This is a genomic window from Roseovarius sp. JB2-10 (genome assembly GCF_055693585.1).
The window spans coordinates 1349295-1371980 of sequence record NZ_CM146337.1; the positions used below are offsets into that span (position 1 = coordinate 1349295).

General features: G+C 56.4%; 24 protein-coding genes. 10 read left to right on the forward strand and 14 right to left on the reverse strand.

The window, feature by feature from the left end; translation table 11 throughout:
• The 3 genes from fghA to ACZ1HJ_RS06750 are packed head-to-tail and all read right to left on the reverse strand — an operon-like array spanning window position 1 to window position 2672.
• Entirely contained in the window at window positions 1–834 is an 834-nt protein-coding gene (gene fghA / locus ACZ1HJ_RS06740; protein WP_472721543.1) for an S-formylglutathione hydrolase, read from the reverse strand.
• Window positions 835–877: 43 nt separating this feature from the next.
• Window positions 878–1810 carry an AEC family transporter gene (locus tag ACZ1HJ_RS06745; RefSeq protein ID WP_472721544.1) on the reverse strand — a complete coding sequence of 311 codons (933 nt, stop codon included), beginning with the start codon at window positions 1808–1810 and terminating at the stop codon, window positions 878–880.
• Between the two features lie 52 nt (window positions 1811–1862).
• Window positions 1863–2672: a division plane positioning ATPase MipZ gene (locus ACZ1HJ_RS06750; protein WP_472721545.1), complete on the reverse strand. Its 810-nt coding sequence runs from the start codon at window positions 2670–2672 to the stop codon at window positions 1863–1865.
• 252 nt (window positions 2673–2924) lie between these two features.
• Between ACZ1HJ_RS06750 and ACZ1HJ_RS06755 the strand changes: the two genes are divergently transcribed.
• From ACZ1HJ_RS06755 to rpmE, 3 genes are all read left to right on the forward strand, one after another.
• Window positions 2925–4181, forward strand: coding sequence for a D-amino acid dehydrogenase (locus ACZ1HJ_RS06755; protein WP_472721546.1), 1257 nt, complete (start codon window positions 2925–2927; stop codon window positions 4179–4181).
• 325 nt (window positions 4182–4506) lie between these two features.
• Entirely contained in the window at window positions 4507–4890 is a 384-nt protein-coding gene (rplS, locus tag ACZ1HJ_RS06760; RefSeq protein ID WP_472721547.1) for a 50S ribosomal protein L19, read from the forward strand.
• Between the two features lie 11 nt (window positions 4891–4901).
• Complete coding sequence (rpmE, locus tag ACZ1HJ_RS06765) at window positions 4902–5123, forward strand: 50S ribosomal protein L31 (RefSeq protein ID WP_472721548.1); 222 nt, start codon at window positions 4902–4904, stop codon at window positions 5121–5123.
• 68 nt (window positions 5124–5191) lie between these two features.
• On the opposite strand, the gene trmD is transcribed toward rpmE, so the two are convergent.
• Both trmD and ACZ1HJ_RS06775 read right to left on the reverse strand, forming a co-directional pair.
• Complete coding sequence (trmD, locus tag ACZ1HJ_RS06770) at window positions 5192–5986, reverse strand: tRNA (guanosine(37)-N1)-methyltransferase TrmD (RefSeq protein ID WP_472721549.1); 795 nt, start codon at window positions 5984–5986, stop codon at window positions 5192–5194.
• A 264-nt stretch (window positions 5987–6250) separates the two neighbouring features.
• Window positions 6251–7093, reverse strand: coding sequence for a nitroreductase family protein (locus tag ACZ1HJ_RS06775; protein ID WP_472721550.1), 843 nt, complete (start codon window positions 7091–7093; stop codon window positions 6251–6253).
• A 129-nt stretch (window positions 7094–7222) separates the two neighbouring features.
• Here ACZ1HJ_RS06775 and ACZ1HJ_RS06780 point away from each other — a divergent pair, with 129 nt between their 5' ends.
• Genes ACZ1HJ_RS06780 through ACZ1HJ_RS06805 form a run of 6 tightly spaced genes read left to right on the forward strand, consistent with a single transcriptional unit; the run spans window position 7223 to window position 12004 of the window.
• Entirely contained in the window at window positions 7223–7945 is a 723-nt protein-coding gene (locus ACZ1HJ_RS06780; protein WP_472721551.1) for a succinate dehydrogenase/fumarate reductase iron-sulfur subunit, read from the forward strand.
• Window positions 7945–8277 (forward strand): succinate dehydrogenase/fumarate reductase transmembrane subunit, encoded by a 333-nt coding sequence (locus ACZ1HJ_RS06785; RefSeq protein WP_472721552.1) that lies wholly within the window; start codon window positions 7945–7947, stop codon window positions 8275–8277. Before ACZ1HJ_RS06780 ends, ACZ1HJ_RS06785 begins: the two co-directional genes overlap by 1 nt.
• Window positions 8274–8627, forward strand: coding sequence for a succinate dehydrogenase, cytochrome b556 subunit (gene sdhC / locus ACZ1HJ_RS06790; RefSeq protein WP_472721553.1), 354 nt, complete (start codon window positions 8274–8276; stop codon window positions 8625–8627). Before ACZ1HJ_RS06785 ends, sdhC begins: the two co-directional genes overlap by 4 nt.
• A 1-nt stretch (window position 8628) precedes the next feature.
• Window positions 8629–10389, forward strand: a complete 1761-nt coding sequence (locus tag ACZ1HJ_RS06795) for an L-aspartate oxidase (protein ID WP_472721554.1) — start codon at window positions 8629–8631, stop codon at window positions 10387–10389.
• Window positions 10386–11342, forward strand: a complete 957-nt coding sequence (locus tag ACZ1HJ_RS06800; RefSeq protein WP_472721555.1) for a fumarate hydratase — start codon at window positions 10386–10388, stop codon at window positions 11340–11342. Before ACZ1HJ_RS06795 ends, ACZ1HJ_RS06800 begins: the two co-directional genes overlap by 4 nt.
• Window positions 11339–12004, forward strand: coding sequence for a fumarate hydratase C-terminal domain-containing protein (locus ACZ1HJ_RS06805; protein ID WP_472721556.1), 666 nt, complete (start codon window positions 11339–11341; stop codon window positions 12002–12004). Before ACZ1HJ_RS06800 ends, ACZ1HJ_RS06805 begins: the two co-directional genes overlap by 4 nt.
• Window positions 12005–12159: 155 nt before the next feature.
• Here ACZ1HJ_RS06805 and ACZ1HJ_RS06810 read toward each other — a convergent pair whose 3' ends face one another.
• The 9 genes from ACZ1HJ_RS06810 to ACZ1HJ_RS06850 form a co-directional block, all read right to left on the reverse strand.
• The gene (locus ACZ1HJ_RS06810) at window positions 12160–13035 is read right to left on the reverse strand and encodes a LysR family transcriptional regulator (protein WP_472721557.1); all 876 of its coding nucleotides are present in this window, start codon (window positions 13033–13035) and stop codon (window positions 12160–12162) included.
• A gap of 197 nt (window positions 13036–13232) precedes the next feature.
• Window positions 13233–13718, reverse strand: coding sequence for an SRPBCC family protein (locus ACZ1HJ_RS06815; protein ID WP_472721558.1), 486 nt, complete (start codon window positions 13716–13718; stop codon window positions 13233–13235).
• On the reverse strand, window positions 13708–14049 hold the full coding sequence (locus ACZ1HJ_RS06820; RefSeq protein ID WP_472721559.1) for an ArsR/SmtB family transcription factor: 342 nt from the start codon (window positions 14047–14049) through the stop codon (window positions 13708–13710). Before ACZ1HJ_RS06820 ends, ACZ1HJ_RS06815 begins: the two co-directional genes overlap by 11 nt.
• Before the next feature lie 86 nt (window positions 14050–14135).
• A complete protein-coding gene (locus tag ACZ1HJ_RS06825) occupies window positions 14136–14552 on the reverse strand; it encodes a response regulator transcription factor (RefSeq protein WP_472721560.1) in 417 nt (138 codons plus the stop codon).
• A gap of 97 nt (window positions 14553–14649) precedes the next feature.
• Window positions 14650–16953, reverse strand: a complete 2304-nt coding sequence (locus ACZ1HJ_RS06830; RefSeq protein WP_472721561.1) for an ATP-binding protein — start codon at window positions 16951–16953, stop codon at window positions 14650–14652.
• A 6-nt stretch (window positions 16954–16959) separates the two neighbouring features.
• A complete protein-coding gene (locus tag ACZ1HJ_RS06835) occupies window positions 16960–17709 on the reverse strand; it encodes a substrate-binding periplasmic protein (RefSeq protein WP_472721562.1) in 750 nt (249 codons plus the stop codon).
• A 241-nt stretch (window positions 17710–17950) separates the two neighbouring features.
• The gene (locus tag ACZ1HJ_RS06840) at window positions 17951–18271 is read right to left on the reverse strand and encodes a c-type cytochrome (protein ID WP_472721563.1); all 321 of its coding nucleotides are present in this window, start codon (window positions 18269–18271) and stop codon (window positions 17951–17953) included.
• A gap of 59 nt (window positions 18272–18330) precedes the next feature.
• Window positions 18331–19569: a PQQ-dependent sugar dehydrogenase gene (locus ACZ1HJ_RS06845; protein ID WP_472721564.1), complete on the reverse strand. Its 1239-nt coding sequence runs from the start codon at window positions 19567–19569 to the stop codon at window positions 18331–18333.
• A 322-nt stretch (window positions 19570–19891) separates the two neighbouring features.
• On the reverse strand, window positions 19892–20812 hold the full coding sequence (locus ACZ1HJ_RS06850) for a LysR family transcriptional regulator (RefSeq protein WP_472721565.1): 921 nt from the start codon (window positions 20810–20812) through the stop codon (window positions 19892–19894).
• A gap of 203 nt (window positions 20813–21015) precedes the next feature.
• On the opposite strand from ACZ1HJ_RS06850, the gene ACZ1HJ_RS06855 reads away from it, so the two are divergent.
• Window positions 21016–22683, forward strand: coding sequence for a BCCT family transporter (locus tag ACZ1HJ_RS06855; protein WP_472721566.1), 1668 nt, complete (start codon window positions 21016–21018; stop codon window positions 22681–22683).
• Window positions 22684–22686: the final 3 nt, after the last annotated feature.

Genomic DNA, 22686 nt, shown 5'->3' on the forward strand with positions numbered 1-22686 from the left:
TTAGCCCGCATAGAGTGCTTCGGCATGAAAGGCGACGTGATCTTCCATGAAGGTCGAGATGAAGAAATAGCTGTGATCATAGCCCGGCTGCAATCTCAACGTGGCTTGTTGACGACGGGCGGCGGTCGCCTCGGCCAATGCTTCTGGTCGCAGAAGATCGATAAACTGATCCTTTGTCCCGGTATCAACCAGAACTGGCCCATCAAAGCCAGTCTCACGCATCAGCAGGCTTGCGTCATGCGGGGCCCACGCGGCCTCATCCGTGCCCAGATAAGCCGTCAGTTGCTTGCGGCCCCAATCGCTGGCCACGGGGTTGGAAATTGGCGCAAAGGCAGAAACAGACGTAAAACGCCCGGGCAAACCCATCGCCAATGTCAGTGCACCGTGCCCGCCCATGGAATGCCCGGTGATGGCCTGCCGGTCCATGTCTATGGCAAAGTTTTCTGCAATCAAGGCAGGCAGTTCCTGCGCCACGTAATCCCACATTTTGAAGTGTGGTGCCCAAGGATCCTGCGTGGCATTCACATAAAAACCGGCCCCTTTGCCCAAATCATATGCGTCGTCATCTGCCACATCATCGCCCCGTGGTGATGTATCTGGAAACACCAGTGCAATCCCCTGTTCTGCGGCCCAGGCCTGCGCCCCTGCTTTGGTCATGGCGTTTTCATGTGTGCATGTCAGCCCCGAGAGGAACCACAAAACGGGAACCGGCCCATTCCGGGCCTCTTCGGGCAAAAACAATCCGAATGTCATGTCACATGCACACGCGTCGGAGCTGTGGCTGTAGACACCTTGCACGCCACCAAAACAGGCGTTTTCTGATTGGGTTTCCATAAATCACGTCCTCTTGAATCGGTTTGCAGTCAGATATGGCAGATCAGTAAAGCTGCGTCACCCAGCCTATCACCAGCGACACGCTGACAACTGCCGTGACCGTCGAAATCAGGATCGAAGCCGACACGCGTTGGGGTGCGACGCTGTAATGTTGCGCCAGAATATAGACGTTGCCCGCCACCGGCAGGGATGCGGCGGCGATCATCACGGCTGCGGAATAGGGGGCGACGGGAAAAATTATCAACGCAGAGATTGCAACGGCCGCCGGGTGAAGGACAAGTTTGCACATGCTGAGCCAACCTGCCACGAAGGGCCGCTCGGCCGACTTTCCCGCCAGTGAGGCCCCAATGGCAAAAAGCGCGCCCGGCGTTGCAGCACCGCCCAGTAGCGACAAAAACTCGTTCATGACGGTCGGGATCGGTACTGCGAGCGCGGACCAAGTGAGGCCCAGAACGATCGAGACGATCATCGGGTTTTTCAGCAGACCCATACCGACAGTCGCCAGAATGCCAATGCTCATACGCCCGTCACGCGCGCCGGTGATCAGGATCACGATGAGTGAGCCAAAGACGATCAAATCCACCGCAAGCACCAGCATCACCGGGCCAATCGCGGCCTCGCCCATCAACAACACCAGCATCGGGACGCCCAGAAAACCCACATTGCCAATGACGGCGCATTGGGCCTCCACGGCGGCCTCTTCGATGCTGACCTTTCGGGCCAATGCCACAGCGGTGACCAACAGGTAGATCACGCCAGACGCGCACAGATATGCCGTGACGAATTGCCAATCCAGAATTTCGCCGAGCGACAGGTTAGCCGAAAACCGGAAAAGCATGGCAGACAATGCAAAGTAGAACACGAATTTCGTCAGCCACGCGGTCGCTTCTTCGGTGAAAAACCCCGTACGACCCGCGCCAAACCCCAAGCCGATGATCAGGAAAAAGGGCAGTGTCTGGAGAAATATGGCTAGCATGCGGTGTCCGTAACACGCTGAGGGCGCGCGTCAATACGCACAAAAGGCCGGATCAGAAATCCACCGTGACGCCCGGCAATTCCAATGCCTTGATCAATTCACGCAATTCTTGACGCGCCGCAACATTCGAAATGTTCAATCCTTTGACGCCGATGTCCTTGAGGTCCAGCAAGGTCAGGCCCCGGGGAAACAACTCGCGAAAAATCACCCGTTCATTGAAACCCGGTGCCGTCCGGAAACCGATCCGGCGCGCCAGATTTTCGATTGCTTCGCCCATCTTTTGTTTGTTGACCATGTTCTGCGCACCCAGGCGATTGCGTACAACAATCCAGTCAATCGGTTTCAAGCCGGCCTGTGCTCTCAATTGACGGGCATTCCAAACCATCTCGGAATACACTGACGGCCCCATGATTTTGCGCCCGTCCACATCAACATGGGCCAAGAGATCGAAGTCAATGAAACTGTCGTTCAACGGCGTGACCAATGTATCGGCCAGCGAATGGGCCACCTGGCTCAGGCGGGTGTGGGAGCCGGGGCAATCAATGACGATGAAATCGCTATCGGCCTCCAATTCAGCGACCGCGGCCGACAAGCGCCGGTCATAGACATTTTCTCCGGGTTGCAACACAGCCGGATCCACCTCGGGCAGATCGTGATATCGTGGGCCGGGCAGGTCGAGACCTGATTTTTGCATGAAGCGCGCCCGGTTTGCGGAATAGCGGCCAAACGTTTTTTGCCGCAGGTCAAGATCCAGTGCACTGACCTTGTGGCCCATCCGCGCCAATGCGGTTGCCACATGCATCGACACCGTTGATTTGCCTGCACCGCCTTTTTCGTTGCCGACGACAATGATATGCGCCATGCGCTGTTCCCCTCAATCTGCAGGTTTGACCTGTCAGTTTTGCGGCACATTATCGGCCGTTGGCGGAATTGGGAAGGGAAGACAGGACCCCAAGGTTGCATTTCTGAACAGGTGTGTTTGCTTTGCGATTTTGCGCGGCACTTTGGCCACCAACAATGCACAGAACGCAAGTCTGGTATGATGCCTTTGCAGTTGTGGTTTTGCCGCTCAGGCTGCATGGACGCTTAATTTTGCTGGCGAAAGGGCTGGGACATGAAGGTCGTTGTGATGGGGGCAGGGGTTATTGGCGTAACCACCGCCTATTACCTTGCAAAGCAGGGCGCTGACGTCGTTGTGCTGGATCGGCAAGCCGGTCCGGGACAGGAAACCAGCTATGCCAACGCAGGCGAGCTTTCCTATGGCATGACCTCGCCATGGGCCGCGCCGGGCATTCCGGTCAAGGCGGTCAAGTGGCTGTTCATGAAACGACGCCCGCTCTTTATCTGGCCGTTGATAAGCCCAACGATGTGGATGTGGTCAATCCAGATGATCCGCAACTGCAACCCCGAGAGCTATGCGGTCAACAAATCGCGTATGGTGCGCGTGTCGAATTACAGCCGCGATGTGATGCCCGATCTGATCGAAGAGACGGGCATTGAATATGATGGCCGCGCACAGGGCACGCTGCAGCTTTTCCGCACACAAAAGCAGCTTAAGGGCTCGCGCGCCGATCAGGAGATCCTGGCCCAGTTCGACAGCCCGTTCGAGGAGTTGGACCGTGATGGCTGCATCGCGGCCGAGCCTGCGCTGGCCAATGTCCGCGACAAGTTTGTGGGCGGGTTGCGCCTGACGGCGGACCGGACCGGCGATTGCCGGATGTTCACCATCGCGCTGGCCGAAAAGGCGGCGGAAATGGGCGTGCAATTCCAATACGGACAATCCATCCGGTCAATCGTCGTCGAAAACGGCAAGGTTGTCGGTGTGGATACCGAGTTGGCCGGGCGTATCACCGGCGACAAATATGTATGCGCATTGGGCAGCTATGCACCGCGTTTGTTGAACCCGATTGGAATGAAGCTGCCGGTGTATCCGGTCAAAGGCTATTCAGTTACTTTGCCCGTTGTTGATGATGCGAAGGCCCCGCAGTCCACCCTGATGGATGAAACCCACAAGGTGGCCATCACACGGCTGGGCGATCGTATTCGGGTGGCGGGAACCGCGGAAATCGCGGGATATTCCAACCGGCTCGGCCCACACGCGACCGACACTGTGAAACACGTGATCGGGGATCTTTTCCCTGGCGGTGGCGATCTGAGCCAAGCCGAAGGATGGACCGGTCTGCGCCCCATGACGCCCGATGGCACGCCCATTCTGGGTGGCACCCAGTACGACAATCTGTTCCTGAACACAGGTCATGGCACATTGGGCTGGACGATGGCGTGTGGCTCGGGTCGGGCGGTGGCAGATGCGGTGCTGGAGCGCACGCCGGAAATCTCGTTCGACGGGTTGACGGCACAGCGATACGCGTAGGCGCAGACGAAGCGTGGTCGCGCCGCATGGGACGACCCAAAACTTCGGTGTTTTATGCGTATTGAAGGCTTGATCCGTCTTGTGATCCCGCCTATACCCCGCACGTTCGGAATCGCTTTGGCGGCTTTGGACCTGTTCGCTATTGGTGCATCGTTACATCGTGGCCTTCTTCGGCCCTGGATGTCCGCATCGGCCAACAGATCAACAGATAACGACGACCTGTATCTTGGGCGGGCGCTGCGGCGGACCCGGAAGAAGACCCAGAGCTCTGAGGACGCGACACACCTTTGCGGGCCAAAACCGCAAGCATATAGGAGACGAAGCGATGGATATTATCGCTCAGCTGGAGGCGGAACAGATCGCCTCACTCGGGAAAGACATTCCCGATTTCAAACCCGGCGACACCATTCGCGTGGGGTACAAAGTAACCGAAGGCACGCGCAGCCGTGTTCAGAACTTTGAGGGCGTTTGCATCGCCCGCAACAACGGCACCGGCATCGCCGGATCGTTCACCGTTCGCAAGATTTCATTTGGTGAAGGCGTGGAACGCGTGTTCCCGCTCTATTCGACCAATATCGACAGCATCACCGTTGTGCGCCGGGGCCGTGTCCGCCGCGCCAAGCTGTATTACCTGCGCTCGCGTCGCGGTAAATCAGCCCGTATTGCTGAAAACGCCAACTACAAGCCCCGCAAGGACGCTTCTGCGTAAGGAATGCCGAGATGAAAAAAGACATCCATCCCGATTACCACGTCATCGACGTCAAAATGACCGATGGGACCGTGTTCCAAACCCGCTCGACCTACGGTGCGGAAGGCGAACAGCTGAGCCTTGATATCGACCCAACCGTTCACCCGGCATGGACCGGTGGTGGCACACGTCTGATGGACGCAGGTGGTCGCGTATCCAAGTTCAAAAACAAATACGCTGGTCTGGGCTTCTGATCCAAACCGCAGCATAGCTTACAAAACGCCGCTCCAATTTGGGGCGGCGTTTTTCGTTTCGCTAAACGTCAGTCTTCTTTTTTGCTGAACTTCCGCCACATATCCGGGCGGCGCTCCTGTGTCAGCTTTTCCGACATCTCGCGGCGCCACCGGGCCACTTTTGCGTGATCACCCGATGTCAACACGTCGGGGATTGTCCGCCCCTTCCATTCGGCAGGGCGCGTGTATTGCGGGTGTTCCAGCAGCCCGTTCGAATGGCTTTCTTCGTCAGCGCTTTCTGCGTTTCCCAGCACCCCGGGCAGGAGGCGAACGACGGCATCCAGCATCGCCTGTGCAGCAATTTCACCCCCCGTCAGAACGAAATCTCCAAGACTGACTTCCTGGACGTCGTAATGATCCAGCACTCGCTGGTCGACGCCTTCGAAACGGCCACAAAGCAGTGTCACGCCCGAGCCCGTCGCCCAGGATTGTGCCATCTCCTGCGTGAAAGGTGCGCCGCGAGGGCTCAGGTAAACTACCGGTGCATCTTTGGGCGCGGCATTTTTAGCTTCTTCGATTGCGCGCCCCACGACATCAGCGCGCAAAACCATCCCTGCGCCGCCCCCGGACGGGGTGTCATCGACATTGCGATGTTTGCCCTCGCCAAATGCCCGCAATTCGATGGTTTCAAGCGTCCACAGCCCATCTGCCAACGCTTTACCGGTCAGGCTTTCGCCAAGAACGCCGGGAAAGGCCTGAGGAAAGAGAGTGATGACCCGGGCCGCCCATGCGCCTTTCAACGTCGGCGTCGCCGTCATCAACTCCTGCGGCCGCGCTGTGATGCGGATTGACTTCCGCCCGTGGGATTTTGGTGTTTCGGTCATGCAAGCGGAGTACCGTTCAGGCGGGTATTGGGCAAGTATTTGGTCACAGAAAGTCTGGGATGCAGGGCTCAGAGGCTGATATTGTCGAACGTAAACAAAGTCATGCTGCCTTTCATGGTGCTGCGGTGTTTGGCGCTTTTTGAGGGGAGTAAGAAAGTCAAATCACCAATCACGCAGATGCGGGCACGTTGAAAAGTGGCTGGTAACAGCCAAAGTGCCTTTTGGAACGCAGGGATTGCCTGCAAGATCGCGGCACAAAAAAGCTCAGTCCAGTTGAAAGCCCTGCGCCCGGATGTACGCGCCAAAATCCGCACGCTCGGCGCGGCTATACTGGCGCACTTTATCGTCGGACCATGAGTAGGTTTCGGCAGTGCCATATGTCTCTAAAAGCCGTTGGTTGGCATAGGGTTGTGACCTGTTTCGGTCAGTGTCGTATGCCTGAATTGCAGCCTGCACATCCTCTTCGCCGTAACGGTCAATATGGCGTGTGACGGCCAGGGGCAGCCTTTTCGAAATGCTTGGCGCATGACGGGGGTAGCCAACCGCAAGCCCGGCAAATGGAAAGACGTAGGGCGGAAGTTCCAACAGCGTTGACAAAGCCCGAGCTTCGTTGCGGACGCCGCTAATGGGGCAACACCCAAGACCAATCGCTTCCGCAGCTGTCACAAACGCACCCAACGCAATCGCCGCATCCGCTGTGGCATTGAAAAATGCATCGAGATGATCGTTGGCGAAGGGAATTCCGTGCCAGTCGTGGAGCATGCGTTGCCGGCGATTGTTCCCGCAGAAAATCGCAATCATCGGAGCTGTGGCGATCCAGGCTTGGTCAGGCACAAGCGATGCGAGCTGCCGCCGCAAATCGGCAGATTGCAGCAGGATAATGTCACGCTGTTGCAGGTCACTTTTGGTGGGCGAAGCCAGAGCGGTCGCGCAGAGAACATCCAGGAGTTTGGAGGGAACAGCGGTATCGCGGAAGCTTCTGCAAGATCCCCGATTGACCATCGAGTGTATTGCGCCACTTGGAATATCCGTTTCATCCAGCCTTGGAGCGTCGCTGTACCGGGCATCCAATGCGTGTTGCAGGTTGTTGGAAGGTGTTTCGGCCATTGGGTCCCTTCGATCTTTCAGAATTGTAAATTACACTTACAAAAACGTTAAGAATATATCGCGTTCATTAAGGAGCGCTGTCCGTTACACTCTGCACGAAGCATGTGGCCAGAGGAAGACTTTGGAAAGATGACGTCGGACGTCCTGAAAGTGACAATCGAACGAGGACAGCATGGGCAGCACGTCCAGCAGGAATTTGACGTGCCCGCCCATGAAAACCAGACCGTTCTGGATGTGGTGTCATGGGTCCAGCAACACGTTGATCCGACGTTGAGCTATCGATTTGCCTGCCGTGTTGGCATGTGTGGCAGTTGCGCGATGATGGTCAACGGCGTGCCGCGCTGGACATGTCGAACCCATGTGTCGAAAGTGCTGTCAGGGAATGAGGTGACCATCGGCCCGCTGCGAAATTTGCCCGTGATCAAGGACCTCGCGGTCGACATGGATCCGTTCTTTGACAAATGGGTTGAAGCGGAAGGCGTGCATCACGGTGCAATGACCCGCGATGATCCAATCCCGGAAGTGGATGAAGCAAGTACATCGCGCATTGCGGCAAATGCGGGCATTGAATGCATTAACTGCTCGGTGTGCTACGCGGCCTGCGACACGGTAACGGGTAATCCTGATTATCTTGGCCCGGCGGCTTTGCAGCGGGCATGGACCTTGTTGAATGACGCCAAAGATGAAGGCCGCGTCGCCATCCTGGAAGCCGTATCGGGCAAAGGCGGGTGTCACAATTGCCACTCGATGGGGTCATGCACAACCTATTGCCCGAATGATCTGGATCCGATGTCCGCAATCGCAGGGCTCAAGCGAGAGACTGCACGGTCGTTTTTCAAGAGGGGGCGTTGATGTTGAACCTTCGGCTATACATGCTACAACGGATCACCGCGTTGTTGATGGCACCGCTGGTGTTGGGACATTTGGCGGTGATGATCTACGCCATACAGGGCGGTTTGAGTGCTGCGGAAATTCTCGGGCGCACCCAAGGCTCGCTACTTTGGTTTTTTTTCTATGGCATCTTCGTTCTTGCCGTGTCGGTCCATGGCGCGATTGGTGTGCGCACGATTGCCCATGAATGGGGCGGTCTGAAGGGCAAGGCGCTGGACCTTTTCATGTGGGCCATCGGCACAAGTCTTTTCATACTTGGAGCACGCGCTGTCTGGGCCGTGACCTTTGCATGAAGATCGTTCGAAGCATCTCATCGCGCGCCCATCCGCTTTGGCTGGCTTACATCTTGCATCGCCTATCTGGCGTCGCATTGGCGGTGTTCCTGCCACTCCATTTCTGGGTTCTGGCCATGGCGGTCAGCGACCCGGCGCGCCTCGATGGTTTCCTGCTTCTGACTGGCGCGGGCATCGTCAAACTGGCTGAATTCGGTCTCGTCTTCCTTCTTGCCGTGCACATGTTCGGGGGCCTGCGCCTGATGGCACTGGAATGGTTGCCCTGGACACCGCCACAAAAGACGTTGGCCGCCGGAGCAACCGCGATATCTTTTCTGATTGCCGTGCTCTTTTTCATGGAGGCCCTGTGACATGGCGCTGAAGGACATAGACCGGCACGACACGGATATCCTGATCCTCGGCACTGGCGGCGCGGGTCTCTTTGCCGCGCTACACGCGCAACAAACAGCGCCTGAGGGTACGAAGATAACGGTTGCGGTTAAGGGTTTGATCGGCAAATGCGGCTGCACCCGCATGGTGCAGGGCGGGTATAACGTGGCACTGGGCGGTGGGGACACGGTTGAGCGGCATTTCATGGATACGATTCAGGGTGGCAAATGGTTGCCCAATCAGGACATGGCATGGCGGCTCTGCGAGCAGGCCGTGGTGCGCATCCGCGAGTTGGAAAATGAGATCGGGTGTTTTTTCGATCGCAATCCGGACGGTTCATTGCACCAAAAAGCCTTTGCCGGGCAAACCGCAGACCGGACGGTACACAAGGGCGATCTGACTGGCATCGAGATCATCAACCGCCTGATGGAAAAGGTTCTGGCCAGCGGTGTCGAAAAACTGCAAGAGCACCGCGCCGTCGGCCTGATCCCGACGAAGGACGGCGCGGCATTGGCCGGCGTTCTCATGATCGACATGCGCACGGGGCGCTTTCGGCTGGTGCGGGCCAAGACCGTATTGATGGGCACCGGCGGCGGGCCGACCATGTACAAATACCACACTCCCTCTGGCGACAAGACGATGGATGGATTGGCCATGGCCCTGCGCGTGGGGCTGCCATTGCGCGATATGGAGATGGTGCAGTTTCACCCGACCGGTCTGCTCGCTGGCGATCACACGCGGATGACGGGCACGGTGCTGGAAGAGGGTCTGCGTGGCGCGGGCGGGCAGCTTATCAGTCACGCCGGGCAACGGTTCATGTTTGACCATGATCCCGAGGGTGAGCGGGCCACCCGTGATGTCGTCAGCCGGGGCATCTACGACGAGATGCGCAAGAACAATAATCCGGACCAAGAAGGTGTGTTCATTTCGATGGCGCATCTGGGGCCGGAAAACGTGCGCCAGAAATTTCCCGGTATGGTCAAGCGATGCGCGGATTGCGGATTTGACTTGGCTGCGGGCCAGGTCGAGGTAGTGCCGACCGCCCATTACTTCATGGGGGGCGTGGTCGTCGATGTAAACACGCGCACCGCCATGGAAGGGCTTTATGTGGCCGGTGAGGATGCGGGCGGTGCGCATGGATCGAACCGGTTGGGCGGCAACGGCGTGGCGAATTCAACCGTCTATGGCGGCATTGCAGGCGACACGATGGGCGCGGACATTCGCGCCATGCCAGCCCTGCGCGATCCGGATGAAACCGTTCTGGCGGCCGAGCTGGAGCGCGCGATCCATCCGCTGAACACCAAGCCTGATCTGGTCTTGCCCCTGCGCAAGCAGTTGCAGGACCTTATGTGGGCGGATGTCGGCGTGATACGCACGAAAGCCGGGATGGAACGCGGTCTTGCTGGCATCGCAGAGGCGTCTGACGCCTTGATGGATGTCGGCGTTGCAAGCGATAATCTGGCGTTCAACCTCACCTGGCATGACTGGCTGAATCTGCGGTCACTTTGTGATATCTCTGAGGTGATTACGAAAGCCGGGATCGCCCGGGAAAATTCACGTGGCGCGCATTACCGTGAGGATTTCCCCGAGACAGGCGCCATGGAGGACAGCGATTTCACGGTCGCATCCCTAAAGGACGGCGCTGTGCATGTAACGAAAGAGCCGGTTCAATTCACAATCGTGCGCCCGGGCGGGACTGTCTTGCCCGATGGCGCACCCGAAACACTGGTGGCAGCTCAATGATCCCAATCGATCTGATCCAGAAAACCGCCGAAACCCTGATGGATAAGGCGGCCATCGAAATCCCGCAGGACTACCTTGATGGGCTGGAGAAGGCCGCGGCCACAGAGGATGGTGACCTGTCCTCCTTCGTCCTGAAGGCAATGCTCGAGAATTACGAGGCAGCCAAAGAAGATCGACGCGCGATGTGCGGTGATACCGGTGTCCCGCGCTGGTTCGTCAAGATGGGCAACGAGGCGCGGGTTGAGGGCGGGATGGTCGCGCTTGAAGCGGAGCTGCGCCGCGCCACGGCCAACGCCACCAATGGAGTGCCTCTCCGGCCCAACCGGGTGCATCCCTTGTGGCGCACGGATCATGACAACAATGTCGGCATCGGCGCGCCGGAGATCGAATACGGGTTTGAACCTGAGGGCGAGTGGATCGATCTCATCACCGTGCATAAGGGAGGGCTATTCGGGACGGATTACAGGATGCTGTTCCCCTCGGATGGCATTCAAGGGATCAAGCGGTTCTACCTCGATAGCCTGATGGCGTTTGGCAAACGCGGGCTTGCGTGTCAGCCGGCGATCATCGGGATTGGGTTAGGCGGGTCCAAGGACATCTGCATGACGCTTGGCAAACGCGCCTCGACGCTCCGTATCGTTGGCAGCCGCAATTCTGATCCGCGCATTGCCGAGATGGAGGATGAATTCAAGGAGCTTGGTAATTCCATCGGCATGGGTGCGATGGGGTTTGTTGGCAAGAACATGGTCATCGACTGCAATATCGAGGTGGGCTATTGCCACACCGGGGGCATGCCAATGTCGGTGCACGCCTTCTGCCTGTCGTCGCGCCGCGCTGTGGCCCGCATCCACGCCGATGGACGTGTGGAGCATCGCACGGACCCGGATTGGTTCACCGACTATCAGCGCCGCGAAACAATTGACTGGGAACCAGTGCGGGAGGCGGCTGAATGAGCCCGCGTGAAGTCCGACTGTCCACCACGCCGACCGCTGAGGCGATTGCAGATCTGCGATTGGGCGATGTCGTGTACCTTGATGGGTTGATGTACACTGCACGCGAGGGCGTTTACATGCGCGCGCTGGAGGATAAGGCCAACATCCCGATGGAACTGCCCACGCAATCTGCGGCCAACTTCCACTGCTCCCCGGCGGCCCGGATCAACGCGGATGGCTCCTTTGATATGGGCGCAGTGACGGCGACGGCCTCGTTTAGGTTTGCCAAATGGTTGCCGGAATGGATGGCCAAAACCGGTGCCAAACTAATCGTCGGCAAGGGCGGCATGACGTCAAAGGATTACAAGGAGTACTTCGTGCCCAATGGGGCGGTCTATCTGTCCACCGTCGGGTATGGCACCGGCGCGTTGCTGGGGCGGGGTGTCGAAAGCGTCGAGGCGGTGCACTGGAACGAAGAGCTTGGCCTGGCGCAGGCAATGTGGGTGATCAAATGTAACAAGATGGGCCCCTTTTTCGTCGCCTCCGATCTGAATGGTGATTGCCTCTTTGAACGCGAAAACGCCAAGATCGCGAAAAACGTCGCACGCGTGTACGAAGGTACGAAACCGGCGGTTCTAAAGCGCTATGGGGAAAGTGACGACCGTACGGATGAGGTGATCTGACATTTCTGTCTGACGTTCAAACGGCACTCTATGCCACGGAATGAATGGCCAATGCGACCTGCGCCGCCGGGCGCATCTGCATTTTATCGCGATGTGCCGCCAATTCCGGACAATCTTAAATCGAAATCTCGGCGGCGACCGCTGCAAGCCGACAGCTACGCGTCATTGATAACGCTTTGTAATGCGTCAAACACTTCGTCTATGGCCTGAGATTTGATGTGATCTTCCGGGTGAGCAAGCCCGAGAATGCGGGCAGGTGCGTCTTGTCCCAGATCAAGGTGTTTCACAGGCACGCTGTCATGAGGTTTGACCGCAAGGCTGGGGACAATCGATACGCCAAGGTTGGCATGAACCATGCTGGCAATGGCCTCCGGGCTGTCCAGCTCCATCGTTTCAGTCACGCGGATGCGTTTCGCCAATATCCAGTTGTCGATCAGCGTGCCGACAACCGCATTCCTGTTGAACCGAATGAAAGGCCGCGTTTTCAGAAGGGTGATTGGGTCGTTTTCCGTTTCTTCGACGGATGCAATCAGTTGCATCGGCTCGCGCGCCAATTCGCGAAACACGATACCCACGGGCATCAGATGCGGTTTGGAGAGTATCGCAGCATCAAGGTTGCCGCGTTCAATGTCAGCCAGCAATGCACTGGTCAATCCCGGGCGGATGTGGAAACCAATTTGCGGAAATTTGGCTTTCAATATGGTCATGGCTTGCGGCGTCAGGCCTGTGAGGGTCGTTCCCAAGGCGCCCAGCCTGACCGTTCCGCTCAACCCGCCATCGGCCAAAACCGAAGGCACCAGATTGTCGTAATCAGCGATCAGCTTGCGCGCTTTTTCAACAATCTGGCGGGCAATGGGGGTTAGCTCCGGCGTTCTTGTCCTGCGATTGAACAGATCAACGCCCAAATCGGCTTCGAGCGTTTGCATCTGCTGACTGACCGCGGCATGCGTGACATGTACCCTATCTGCGGCTGCGCTAAACGTTTTTGTATCCGCGATGGCGACCAGGGTTCGGAGCAGTCGTATAGTCATTGAAATCGCGCCCTAAAAGAAAGCCTGGCTTTCATTAACTTCTAGTAGGGCGCAGCATACTAAAGCTTGGCTTACAAATTCAAGACATGGAATTGTGGGTGAACTTTGATCTCCCAACAGTCCGGCAACAGAAAATCCCGGGACTTGCGGGGCATCCGTTGAACAGGGCGAGGGCTCTTCTCGACGGATGCTTACATTCAGGCGGATGTCTTCAACATTGCTTCGAGTTTGTCGAAGGCTTGGTTCCATCCACCTGCACCGGCGGTACCTTCAGTCACACCGACATGGACCATGACCATCCGGGTTCCACCGTCTTGCTCTGACAAGTCGATGACCACTTCGGTGATATCGGGGAACGTGTCGGGCATGCCCATGCTTTGGGGCGAAAGGAGCGTGCCGTTCTCGTCACACATGCTTTCGGTATAGACAAGGCGGTGGGGCGCGCGGACTTCTTTGTACACGCCGGTGAACCACATTGTCATTGAGCGTTCTGGCCCCTCCATAGACATGGCAACCTTGCGGACGCCACCGATGGTGACATCCATTTCGGCGGTGGGAACGGACATACCACGTGGGCCATACCACTGCTTGAAAAGGGCCGGTTCCGTCCACATCTGCCAGATCATGTCGATGGGCGCGTCAAAGAACCGATCAATCTTGATCCAATCTCCGTTATCCGTCATTTTTGGGTCCTTTCATTTCAGTCAGTAGGGCGTTCATCGTGTCAAAGCGGGCGTCCCAGATGTGCCGATACTGATCCGTCCAACGCGAGATGTCCTCCAGCGGTTTGGGGTCCAGCGTGCAGGGTCGGAACTGCGCATCCTTACCGCGTTGCACCAGCCCGGCGGCCTCAAGCACACGAATGTGCTTGGAAATAGCTGGTAGTGACATGTCGAAAGGGGCGGCAAGGTCATTCACGGTTGCCTCCCCTTTTGCCAAGCGGGCAAGGATCGCGCGTCGGGTCGGATTGGCCAGGGCGGCGAAGGCCGCATCAAGGGGGTCAGTTTTTGCCATAGTGCCTATATTAAACCACCAAGTTAATTAATCAAGTGGTTTAATATTGAGCAGCTGTGGGACTATCAACTAATGCGGCGTCATGACTAGCGGTTGCGGGTCAAAACCTCGATCGAATGTAGCAACTCATTCATGTCAGTCGGCTTTGCCAGTGTAATATCCGCGCCGAGATCACGACATATTTTGAGAATATCTGCCATCCCCTGATTTCGTACCGCGCCCGATATGGCAATGATCGGCATTTTTTTCATCCAAGGTTCGAGGTTCCAACTCAAAACGCCACGCAGACGGGAGATCAAAGAGATCCCGCCATCAGGGACGGATTGGTTGTCTTTCCGCACGATGATGTCGGTAATCAGCAAGTCGAACTTTTCGCTGAAAATACGCTCAAGGGCCTCTGTTGCGGAGGTGCAAGAAACGACCTCGTGATCTGCAGACCCAAGTACTTCGCAGATGACTTTTGTCAGGTCCAGGTCATCTTCCATCAGTATAATTTTCGACACGATTTTCTCCGTTGTCTTGCTCAGCACTAGAGCGTTTTATCAAGGTTGCATTTGACACTTGCGTTCGGGCTGAGCTGATTTCGAGCAGTCCGAATCATTACGCGTCATCTCTTGCGGCGTTTTTCATCAAGGCTTCCGCCAGCACTTCTCCCAATTCGGCGGGCGGGCACGGTTTTTGTATCATTGGGGCGATCACGCTACCCATTTCGTTGGAGGTGAACCCGGTGTAGCCGGACATATAGACGACGGGTGTGTCCGGGAGCAGCTTGCGCATTTGGCTGGCCAATTCAAAACCGCCGATGCCGCCGGGCATGACGATGTCTGTCAGCAACAAGTCGATTTTTTCACCGCTCTCAATCACTTCCAAAGCTTCCTGGCCAGAACGCGCCGGGATGAAGGAGAACCCGAGCTCTTCAATCAACTCTTCCATGACGGAAAGCAGGTTTTCTTCGTCTTCCGCGACCAGAATGCGCTGGCCATTGCCTCTTTGAATAGGCATCCGGGCAATCGGTGCTTCGCGTTCATTTTCAGCGGTACCTCTGGGCAGAATGATCCGAATGGTGCTGCCAAATCCCAGTTCAGAATATATCCGCAATTCCCCATCGGATTGCTGAATGAAACCATAGACCATCGACAGGCCCAGACCCGTGCCGGAATTGGTATCTTTGGTGGTAAAGAACGGGTCAATCGCGCGGCGCTTTACCTCATCCGTCATGCCGGGGCCATCATCGGTAACCGAGATTTCCACGTAGCGATAAGCGCGCTCATCATGGCGCGCGAGATCCTTGGCGTGTTCCTCTTTCATGCCTTGTGTAATGTAGGCATGCAGATCTTCGCGCCGCAGCGCCAAGTCAACGTCGACCTCATTAATCGCCCGTGCCTTGACGATAATTCGCGAACCCTTGCCGCTGCGCATGATGGCGTCGCGGCTGTTCAGGACCAGATTGAGCAAGGCATTGTCCAACTGCCCGTGATCACAATAAACCATGAGGTCCGGATCAGGCGCGATGAAAGAGATGTCCACATTCGCCTCAATCGCAGGTCGGGCAAGCGCCTCGAACTCGCCAAACGTCTCCGTCAAATGCCGTGAACGCGACAAACCCGGCTGCCGCTTGGCGAATGCCAGTAGCCGCCCCGTCAATTCACGCCCGCGTTCAACGGCGCTCATCGCTGTCTGCAGCACTCTCTCGGAACGCGCCGAAATATCGTCTGTCCGGGTCAGCTGCATCGCATAAAGGATCGTGGCCAGCAGATTGTTGAAATCATGTGCAATCCCGCCGGTAAGCTGACCCAAGGCGTCGAGCCGCCCCTTGCGCTCAACCTGCTGCCGGTTTTTCTCCAACAAGGACACGTCATCCAAAACGATCACGCATCGCAGGTCGCTGGACGGGTCTTCGACCAGAGCACTCGACACCCGCACATACCGGTTTTCCTGGGGGTCGTCTTTCGTCATCAAATGGGTCTCGCCAGTCAGGACCTGCCCGGCCAGCGCCCGATTCACAGGATCGGAAGACGCATCAAGTGGATGCATGTCGACGACATCCAGGAACTTGATGGCCTCCGGCCACGGAAAGGGGGCCTTTTCCGACTTCCCGCCCAACATATGTCGGGCCGCGGGATTGATAACCTTCACGATGCCGTTTTGGTCAAGGCCGATGATACCATTCATTGCGGTGTCGAGTACGGCGCGCAGTTGCACCGAAGTGGCCCGCAGATCAGCGGTGATATCGAGGTTATGAGACCGCGTTGCATTGATCGCATCCGAAATCGCATCAAGATCATCAGGCGACGTGCTTGGCTCTCTGTTCAGCACAAGCGCTCTTTCACTGGTAAGCCAGTCGGGCTTGGACACATAGGGGGAGATGTCCCGTAAATGGCGGCTGACGAGGCGCGAAAAGATCGCCAGAATGGCGATCGACGCGAAACATGTCTTGGCCATGTTCGACAAAAAGACATCCAGTGCTTGCGCATAAAGACTGGACCAGATCCGTGCCCGGCTGAGGCCCAATTCAAGTGTGCCAAGCAACGAAACGCCGAGCACCGGGTCGTCATGCGTCAGCTCAATGGAGGAAAACTGCAACTGCTCGTCGGGATTGTAAGGGCCCAGTTCCCAGACTTCCCCAGTCTCGGCGACAAGCTTCACAGACGCAATGTCCAAGCCGGCGACGATACCATCCAAAATCTGGCCAACTTGCTGCACATCAAATGACCACAACGCGGCGCTGAGGCTTTTTTCGAACCCCTGCTGTACCTGCGTCGTTATCGCCTGCAGGGCTTCATCTTGCCGCTGGAAATTCAGATAAAGTTGCACGGAGGTTGCAATCAAAGACAACACCGCATTGAAGAGCAACACCCAGAGCAGGAGCTTTATCGCCAGGCGGTTGTTCCACAGGTTCGTCATGGATACCTAGTTCACTTCATGTTTTCGAAGCAGGGCATCCAAACTGCCATCTGCCTGCATGTCCAACAAAGCGGCGTCGAAGGCGGCTTTAATGTCCGCATGGTCAGATCTCTTGCGGGACACGGCCATATGGATTTCCTGATCTGTCAGCGCGGGTTCAAGAAATTCGATGCGCTCCAACAATCTGGGATCACCGGTCCGGATGGCATGAGTCAGAACATGCGTGCTGTCCAATGTCAGATCAACGCGACCGGCTGCAACCATCTGAACGCCTTGCAAGGCAGTGGTCACCTCAAATTTGTCCAGAAAATCGGCTGTGTCGAAGGTCGGTTCATACAAGAAACCGGCGCCAACTGCGATTTTGTAGGGGCGTAGCGAGTCGAGCCCGTCAAATTCGATGGCATCCCCTTTTTTGCGCACGAATTGAACCTGCGTTTGAAAAAAGGGGATGGAATAGAGCAATGATTTTTGCATTTCCGGGTCGAGGAACAAACTTGTGACAACATCGAATTCGCCGGCTTTCGCACCACTGACGACGCGCGACCATGGTAAAATGGCGGTTTGCACATCGTAACCGGCGCGCTCGAGTACGGCCCGTGTGACGTCGAGCGATATACCTTTGCCCGGCAGGTCAGAGCCTGAAAAGGGGGGCCATTCATCCGCGACGACAAGCAATTTTTCATTCGCTATTGCGGGGTGACAAAAGAAGGTGAATAAAGCCAGAAGACAGGCGAACCATTTGGTGTCTGAGGACATAAATGCTCACCCTTTTCAGCTGCATATTCTAGCGAAAGATTATGCACCTAATCCAGAACGTGTTCAAGTCTGGGTTGTTAAGAATTACTGTATGTAATGCATACCGTGTGCGATTTCGCGTCGGCTTTTGAGGCTCTAAATTGTAAGCGGTGTTTGAATTGTAGCAATGCCGGTGACAGATGTCCCTGCAACCATCCATGCGTCTGCACACATTTTGGCAAAGGATTTACAGGCCTGCAGATTATTCTTCGGGTGGTGTTACCGTAACCGTGAATGCCGCATACCATGCCGCAACATCTTTGATGTCCTCATCCGACAGCGGTTGGGCAATCAACGTCATTCTGCGGTCTTCCCGGGCGCCGGACTGAAAGTCCTTCATGCTCTTTTCAAGGTAAAACGCAGACTGTCCAGCCAGGTTCGGCATTTCCGGATCGTTCGCGATACCCTGCTTGCCATGGCAAACCGAACACTGCTTGGCAATCTGCTTGCCGCGATCAAGATCGGCCGCAATACTCGAAGCGGGTGCGGCAAAAAACAATGGAACAATGGTCAGAAAGCGCAACACGCATCATCCTCCAGGGGTAAGACCGGCCAAGCTGTCACACGGCCGGTCTGTTTTGCTTATTGTGAATAGGTGATCCGATAGATCGCATTGGCGAAGTCATCCGACACCAAAATCGATCCATCTTTCAGCTGTGCGACATCTACTGGCCGCCCATCATATTCACCATTCTCGTTGAGCCAGCCCTCGGCAAAGGGCTCGGTTGTGGCATTGCCTTCCTCGTCGATGAAGGTGACCATGACACGTCCACCCACAGGCTCGGTACGGTTCCACGATCCATGCTGGGCCGAGAAAATGGCGTTTTTGTACTTCGCCGGGAACATTTTGCCCGAGTAGAATGTCATTCCAAGATCAGCCGCGTGCGCCACTGTTTCAGAGGCGGGCATGACCACGTCAACCGGCACTTCTTGTCCTGCATACTCGTTCGTGCGGGTTGAGCCGCCCCCATACCACGGATGACCAAAATGTTGCCCCATCTCGGTCTGGCGGTTGATCTCACCCACTGGGATGTCGTCCCCCATGCCGTCAACCTGATTATCTGTCCACCACAGCTCACCGGTTTCTGGATGGAAATCATGTCCAACCGAATTACGAACGCCGTAGGTATATACTTCGCGTCCCGAACCATCCCGGTTCATCCGGATGATGCCGCCAATGCCGACCTCGTTGTAGAGGTCCAGCTTTTCAGGGGGTGCCACGTTAAACGGCTGGCCCAATGAGATGTAAAGTTTGTCATCAGGGCCGACTTTGACCACCCGGGCGGTGTGGTTGTAGCTCTCTTCCTCAACCGGGATGAGGGTGCCTTCAGGTACAATTGGCACCGCCACAACATCAGGACTTTCATGGAAGAACTCCGCCGCCGGGTACATCATCACGCGGTTGCGTTCCGCGATGAACAAAAAGCCGTCCTTCGAAAAGGCCACGCCATTGGGCACATCGAATTCCAGTGACGGCGCAAAGTCTTTGACCTCATCGGCCATCTTGTCCCGGTTGCGATCCATCACAGACCAGACTTTGTTTTTCTTCGTGCCAACAAACAACACGGTTCCCTGCGGAGCCATGGCCATATGGCGGGCGTCAGGGACCAGCGCATAGAGGTCAATGCTGAACCCTTCTGGCATGGTGATGTTTGCCAGTGTCGCGCGAATGGCATCCGCCGCGGGGTCGCTTTGGTCCACATAGGTGTGATCAGTTGTGCCGGTGACCTTGAATGCCCCCAGTTTCTCTAGGTTGGATTGGCTCCATGTTGGAGACGCGATGAGCGCGCTCGCTGCCACAGTCCATAAGAACTTTTTCATTTTTTCCCTCCTGTTTCTGGCTTCCAAATGAGCCCGCATCTTTCAGAGGCTGGTTTTGAAAACCGATTTCTCTCCCTGGAATGTAGCCACCCCAATACGATCGCACCGACAACAGGCGTAGACGCCACACAAAGAGCGCCCCGTTCGCGAGGGCGCGCTGACATGGTCCAAAGGCAGCTTCAATTCATAAGTGTAGTTGAGGCTAGGTGATCTTTTTCAGGTTCAGGTAGTACAGGAATACTACGATCATGTTTCGGACTAAGACTTTAGTTGCAGGCATCTTGCGCCCATGCACCCGTTGTGCGCTGGCCCCACGAACGTCTCAAACGGCATGCGCCTCGCGTAGTCTGTTCAGAAATTCAAGGGTTTTTCGGTCGGGCTTGGGTTGCTTTCGTGTGATGGCGGCAAAGGTACTTTGATAGCTCGTCTGTTCCGGAAGAACGGGTTTTACCTTGCCTTTCGACAAGAACGTCTCGGCAACATGGTCCGCCAGAAAACCCAGATACCGCCCTGATTGTATCAACAACGACAACGCCTCTTCTTCTTGCACGCGGGCCGCCCGGCGCAGGCCCAGGTTTTGCCCGGCTTTCATGTTGGGAGAATTGAACCCGAAACCGGCATATTTGTAAGCCCGCAGGTCAGTGTCTTTGTGGAGCCTGGTTGGTGCGTCAAACAGCGGATGGTCTTCGCCACAATAGAGCGTCATCTTCTCATCATAGAGCGTGGTGTAGCTGAGCGACGAAGATTGCCGATGGACTGGTACGACGCCAATGTCGATTGAGCCATCGACCACCCGGGCCTCCAAAGTGTTGGGGGGCAGCAGGGCAATCTCCAGCGAAACCTCGGGCGCTGTAAGGTCGAATTGTCGGATGGCCTCGTGAAGGCGGGCGTTTGGATTGGTGGTAGATTGATCAAAAATCCCCAATCTCAGCGTACCGGTCAGCGTGTGATGGATATCGTCAACTTCGGATTGGAACCCATCCAGTGAGGCCAGCAACCGGTAGGAGGCATCAAGAACTTTGGCCCCTTCGGATGTCAGTGAAAAACCGGCCGGCCCGCGGTTGCAGAGCTTGAGCCCGAGGCGCAATTCAAGGTCTGCAATGTGCCGCGAAATTGTAGACCGGCCAATGTTGAGTTCCAATTCAGAGGCGGCAAATCCCCCACATTCGGTCACCGCCACAAAGATGCGGATCAGGCGAATATCGATATCGCCCAGGCTTTTGAGGAGTGCACGTTTTACCAACCAAAGTTTCCTTTTTATGAAACTATACTCTTAATTGTTTCGTCTTATCAAACCAAACTGAGGCTCTAGGCTGTGCGTGGGACGGAAGTCCGCGCTGTAGGGCGGCGCGGCACCAAAAAGGGCAAAAGCCCCACAACAAATCTGTTTGGACGCCACACTCGCGACGTGCCGGACCAAATGGGTTACCAACGAGGAGACGCTTTATGGCGATCAAACCCCCCTTATCAGACTTGCCGATCAAGACCGCGGATAGCGGTTTTTATCGCGGGTTCAGCCTCGACGTGACCGTCGTGAGTAAGATCATTATCAGCGCATTGGTTGTGTGGTGTATTTATGATCCGACAGAAGCTGGCCGGATCTTGGGTGTCTGGAACGAGATCATCCTGAGGAACTTTGCCGCATGGTATATCTGGACTGTTACGCTGTTTGTGATGGTCTGTATCGGGCTTGCAATCTGGCCAACGGCTGGACGATTAAACCTGGGTCAGGACGGCGAAAAGCCTGAGTTTTCAAACTTTTCCTGGTTCTCGATGATGTTTGGCGCCGGTATCGGCGTGGGCATGCTGACTTGGGCCGTGGCTGAACCGGTCGCGCATTTCGGCAATAACCCCGAGGTGATCCAAGGCATCACAAATCCCAAGGATGCTGACAATGTGCGGATGGCCTACAAGTGGTCGTTCCTGCACTGGGGTCTGGGGGCCTGGGCGTGCTATGCGATTGCCGGTCTGGCGCTGGCCTTCTTCAGCTACCGCCGCGGCCTGCCACTCACGATCCGGTCTTCGCTGACGCCGCTCTTCGGCAAATCGCTCTCCGGTAAACTGGGTCACCTGATCGACATCGTTGCTGTGGTTGCCACCATCCTTGGTGTGGCACAAACACTGGGCTTTGGGGTTGAACAATTCGTTGCGGGTCTCACCCGAATCGGTATCGGCGGATTGGCAGATGCTGATGGCGCGGTGACGACGATGGGCGTGATTGTGGCACTTCTTGTCATCATGGGCGCGTCGACACTGTCTGCTCTGTCCGGTGTTGGCAAAGGCATCAAATGGTTGTCGAACATCAATATGGTGCTCAGTATCTTCCTGCTGTCATTCTTTATCATCTTCGGCGCGACCTTCTTTGGTGGCAAGGCGATGATCCTTGGATTGTGGGACTACCTGATTGCGCTGCCTGAGCTCAGCTTCAACGTCTGGCAATCAGATGGTGTTGAAGGTTCCGAATCCTTCCTGTTGGCACAATGGCAAGGCTGGTGGCCGGTATTCTACTGGGCCTGGTGGATCGCATTTGCACCATTCGTGGGCCTCTTCCTGGCGCGCATCTCACGGGGACGTTCGATCCGTGAATTCGTCCTGGGCGCCATGATTGTGCCGTCGCTGATGTGCTTCGTCTGGTTTGCATGGGCCGGTGGAACAGCGATCGATCTGGAACTGAACGGCGACGCCAACGGTGTCATCTTTGATGCGGCCAACGGCGACAAGATCTTCGCCATGACCGAGTTCATGCTGGCACCGATCGCACAATTCTTGGCCTGGGCTATGGCTGTTGTGATCGTGGTGCTTCTGATGACGTTCCTTGTGACCTCAGCGGACTCCGCCGTTCTGATCGTGAACACGATCAACGCGGCCGGTGACGAAGGTCCAAAGGCCCGCCCCCATATCATCTTCTGGGGTGCGGCTCTGGGTCTGGTGGTCGGCGGATTGCTGATCTCAGGCGGGACAGGAGCCATTCAGACCGCAATGGTGATCGGCGCGTTGCCCTTCTCCTTTGTGATGGTGCTGATGTGCGTCGCGCTGATCAAGGCGATCTGGAACGATGGACGCCGCGAAGCTGCCGGGGTTCCGACCCTGTCCCCGGCGCCCGCTGCTGAGTAGAGG

Excerpts from the sequence above, each read along its gene's own strand:
- fghA (WP_472721543.1), bottom strand. The coding sequence starts at position 834 with ATGGAAACCCAATCAGAAAACGCCTGTTTTGGTGGCGTGCAAGGTGTC.
- ACZ1HJ_RS06745 (WP_472721544.1), bottom strand. The coding sequence starts at position 1,810 with ATGCTAGCCATATTTCTCCAGACACTGCCCTTTTTCCTGATCATCGGC.
- ACZ1HJ_RS06750 (WP_472721545.1), bottom strand. The coding sequence starts at position 2,672 with ATGGCGCATATCATTGTCGTCGGCAACGAAAAAGGCGGTGCAGGCAAA.
- ACZ1HJ_RS06755 (WP_472721546.1), top strand. The coding sequence starts at position 2,925 with ATGAAGGTCGTTGTGATGGGGGCAGGGGTTATTGGCGTAACCACCGCC.
- rplS (WP_472721547.1), top strand. The coding sequence starts at position 4,507 with ATGGATATTATCGCTCAGCTGGAGGCGGAACAGATCGCCTCACTCGGG.
- rpmE (WP_472721548.1), top strand. The coding sequence starts at position 4,902 with ATGAAAAAAGACATCCATCCCGATTACCACGTCATCGACGTCAAAATG.
- trmD (WP_472721549.1), bottom strand. The coding sequence starts at position 5,986 with ATGACCGAAACACCAAAATCCCACGGGCGGAAGTCAATCCGCATCACA.
- ACZ1HJ_RS06775 (WP_472721550.1), bottom strand. The coding sequence starts at position 7,093 with ATGGCCGAAACACCTTCCAACAACCTGCAACACGCATTGGATGCCCGG.
- ACZ1HJ_RS06780 (WP_472721551.1), top strand. The coding sequence starts at position 7,223 with ATGACGTCGGACGTCCTGAAAGTGACAATCGAACGAGGACAGCATGGG.
- ACZ1HJ_RS06785 (WP_472721552.1), top strand. The coding sequence starts at position 7,945 with ATGTTGAACCTTCGGCTATACATGCTACAACGGATCACCGCGTTGTTG.
- sdhC (WP_472721553.1), top strand. The coding sequence starts at position 8,274 with ATGAAGATCGTTCGAAGCATCTCATCGCGCGCCCATCCGCTTTGGCTG.
- ACZ1HJ_RS06795 (WP_472721554.1), top strand. The coding sequence starts at position 8,629 with ATGGCGCTGAAGGACATAGACCGGCACGACACGGATATCCTGATCCTC.
- ACZ1HJ_RS06800 (WP_472721555.1), top strand. The coding sequence starts at position 10,386 with ATGATCCCAATCGATCTGATCCAGAAAACCGCCGAAACCCTGATGGAT.
- ACZ1HJ_RS06805 (WP_472721556.1), top strand. The coding sequence starts at position 11,339 with ATGAGCCCGCGTGAAGTCCGACTGTCCACCACGCCGACCGCTGAGGCG.
- ACZ1HJ_RS06810 (WP_472721557.1), bottom strand. The coding sequence starts at position 13,035 with ATGACTATACGACTGCTCCGAACCCTGGTCGCCATCGCGGATACAAAA.
- ACZ1HJ_RS06815 (WP_472721558.1), bottom strand. The coding sequence starts at position 13,718 with ATGACGGATAACGGAGATTGGATCAAGATTGATCGGTTCTTTGACGCG.
- ACZ1HJ_RS06820 (WP_472721559.1), bottom strand. The coding sequence starts at position 14,049 with ATGGCAAAAACTGACCCCCTTGATGCGGCCTTCGCCGCCCTGGCCAAT.
- ACZ1HJ_RS06830 (WP_472721561.1), bottom strand. The coding sequence starts at position 16,953 with ATGACGAACCTGTGGAACAACCGCCTGGCGATAAAGCTCCTGCTCTGG.
- ACZ1HJ_RS06835 (WP_472721562.1), bottom strand. The coding sequence starts at position 17,709 with ATGTCCTCAGACACCAAATGGTTCGCCTGTCTTCTGGCTTTATTCACC.
- ACZ1HJ_RS06845 (WP_472721564.1), bottom strand. The coding sequence starts at position 19,569 with ATGAAAAAGTTCTTATGGACTGTGGCAGCGAGCGCGCTCATCGCGTCT.
- ACZ1HJ_RS06855 (WP_472721566.1), top strand. The coding sequence starts at position 21,016 with ATGGCGATCAAACCCCCCTTATCAGACTTGCCGATCAAGACCGCGGAT.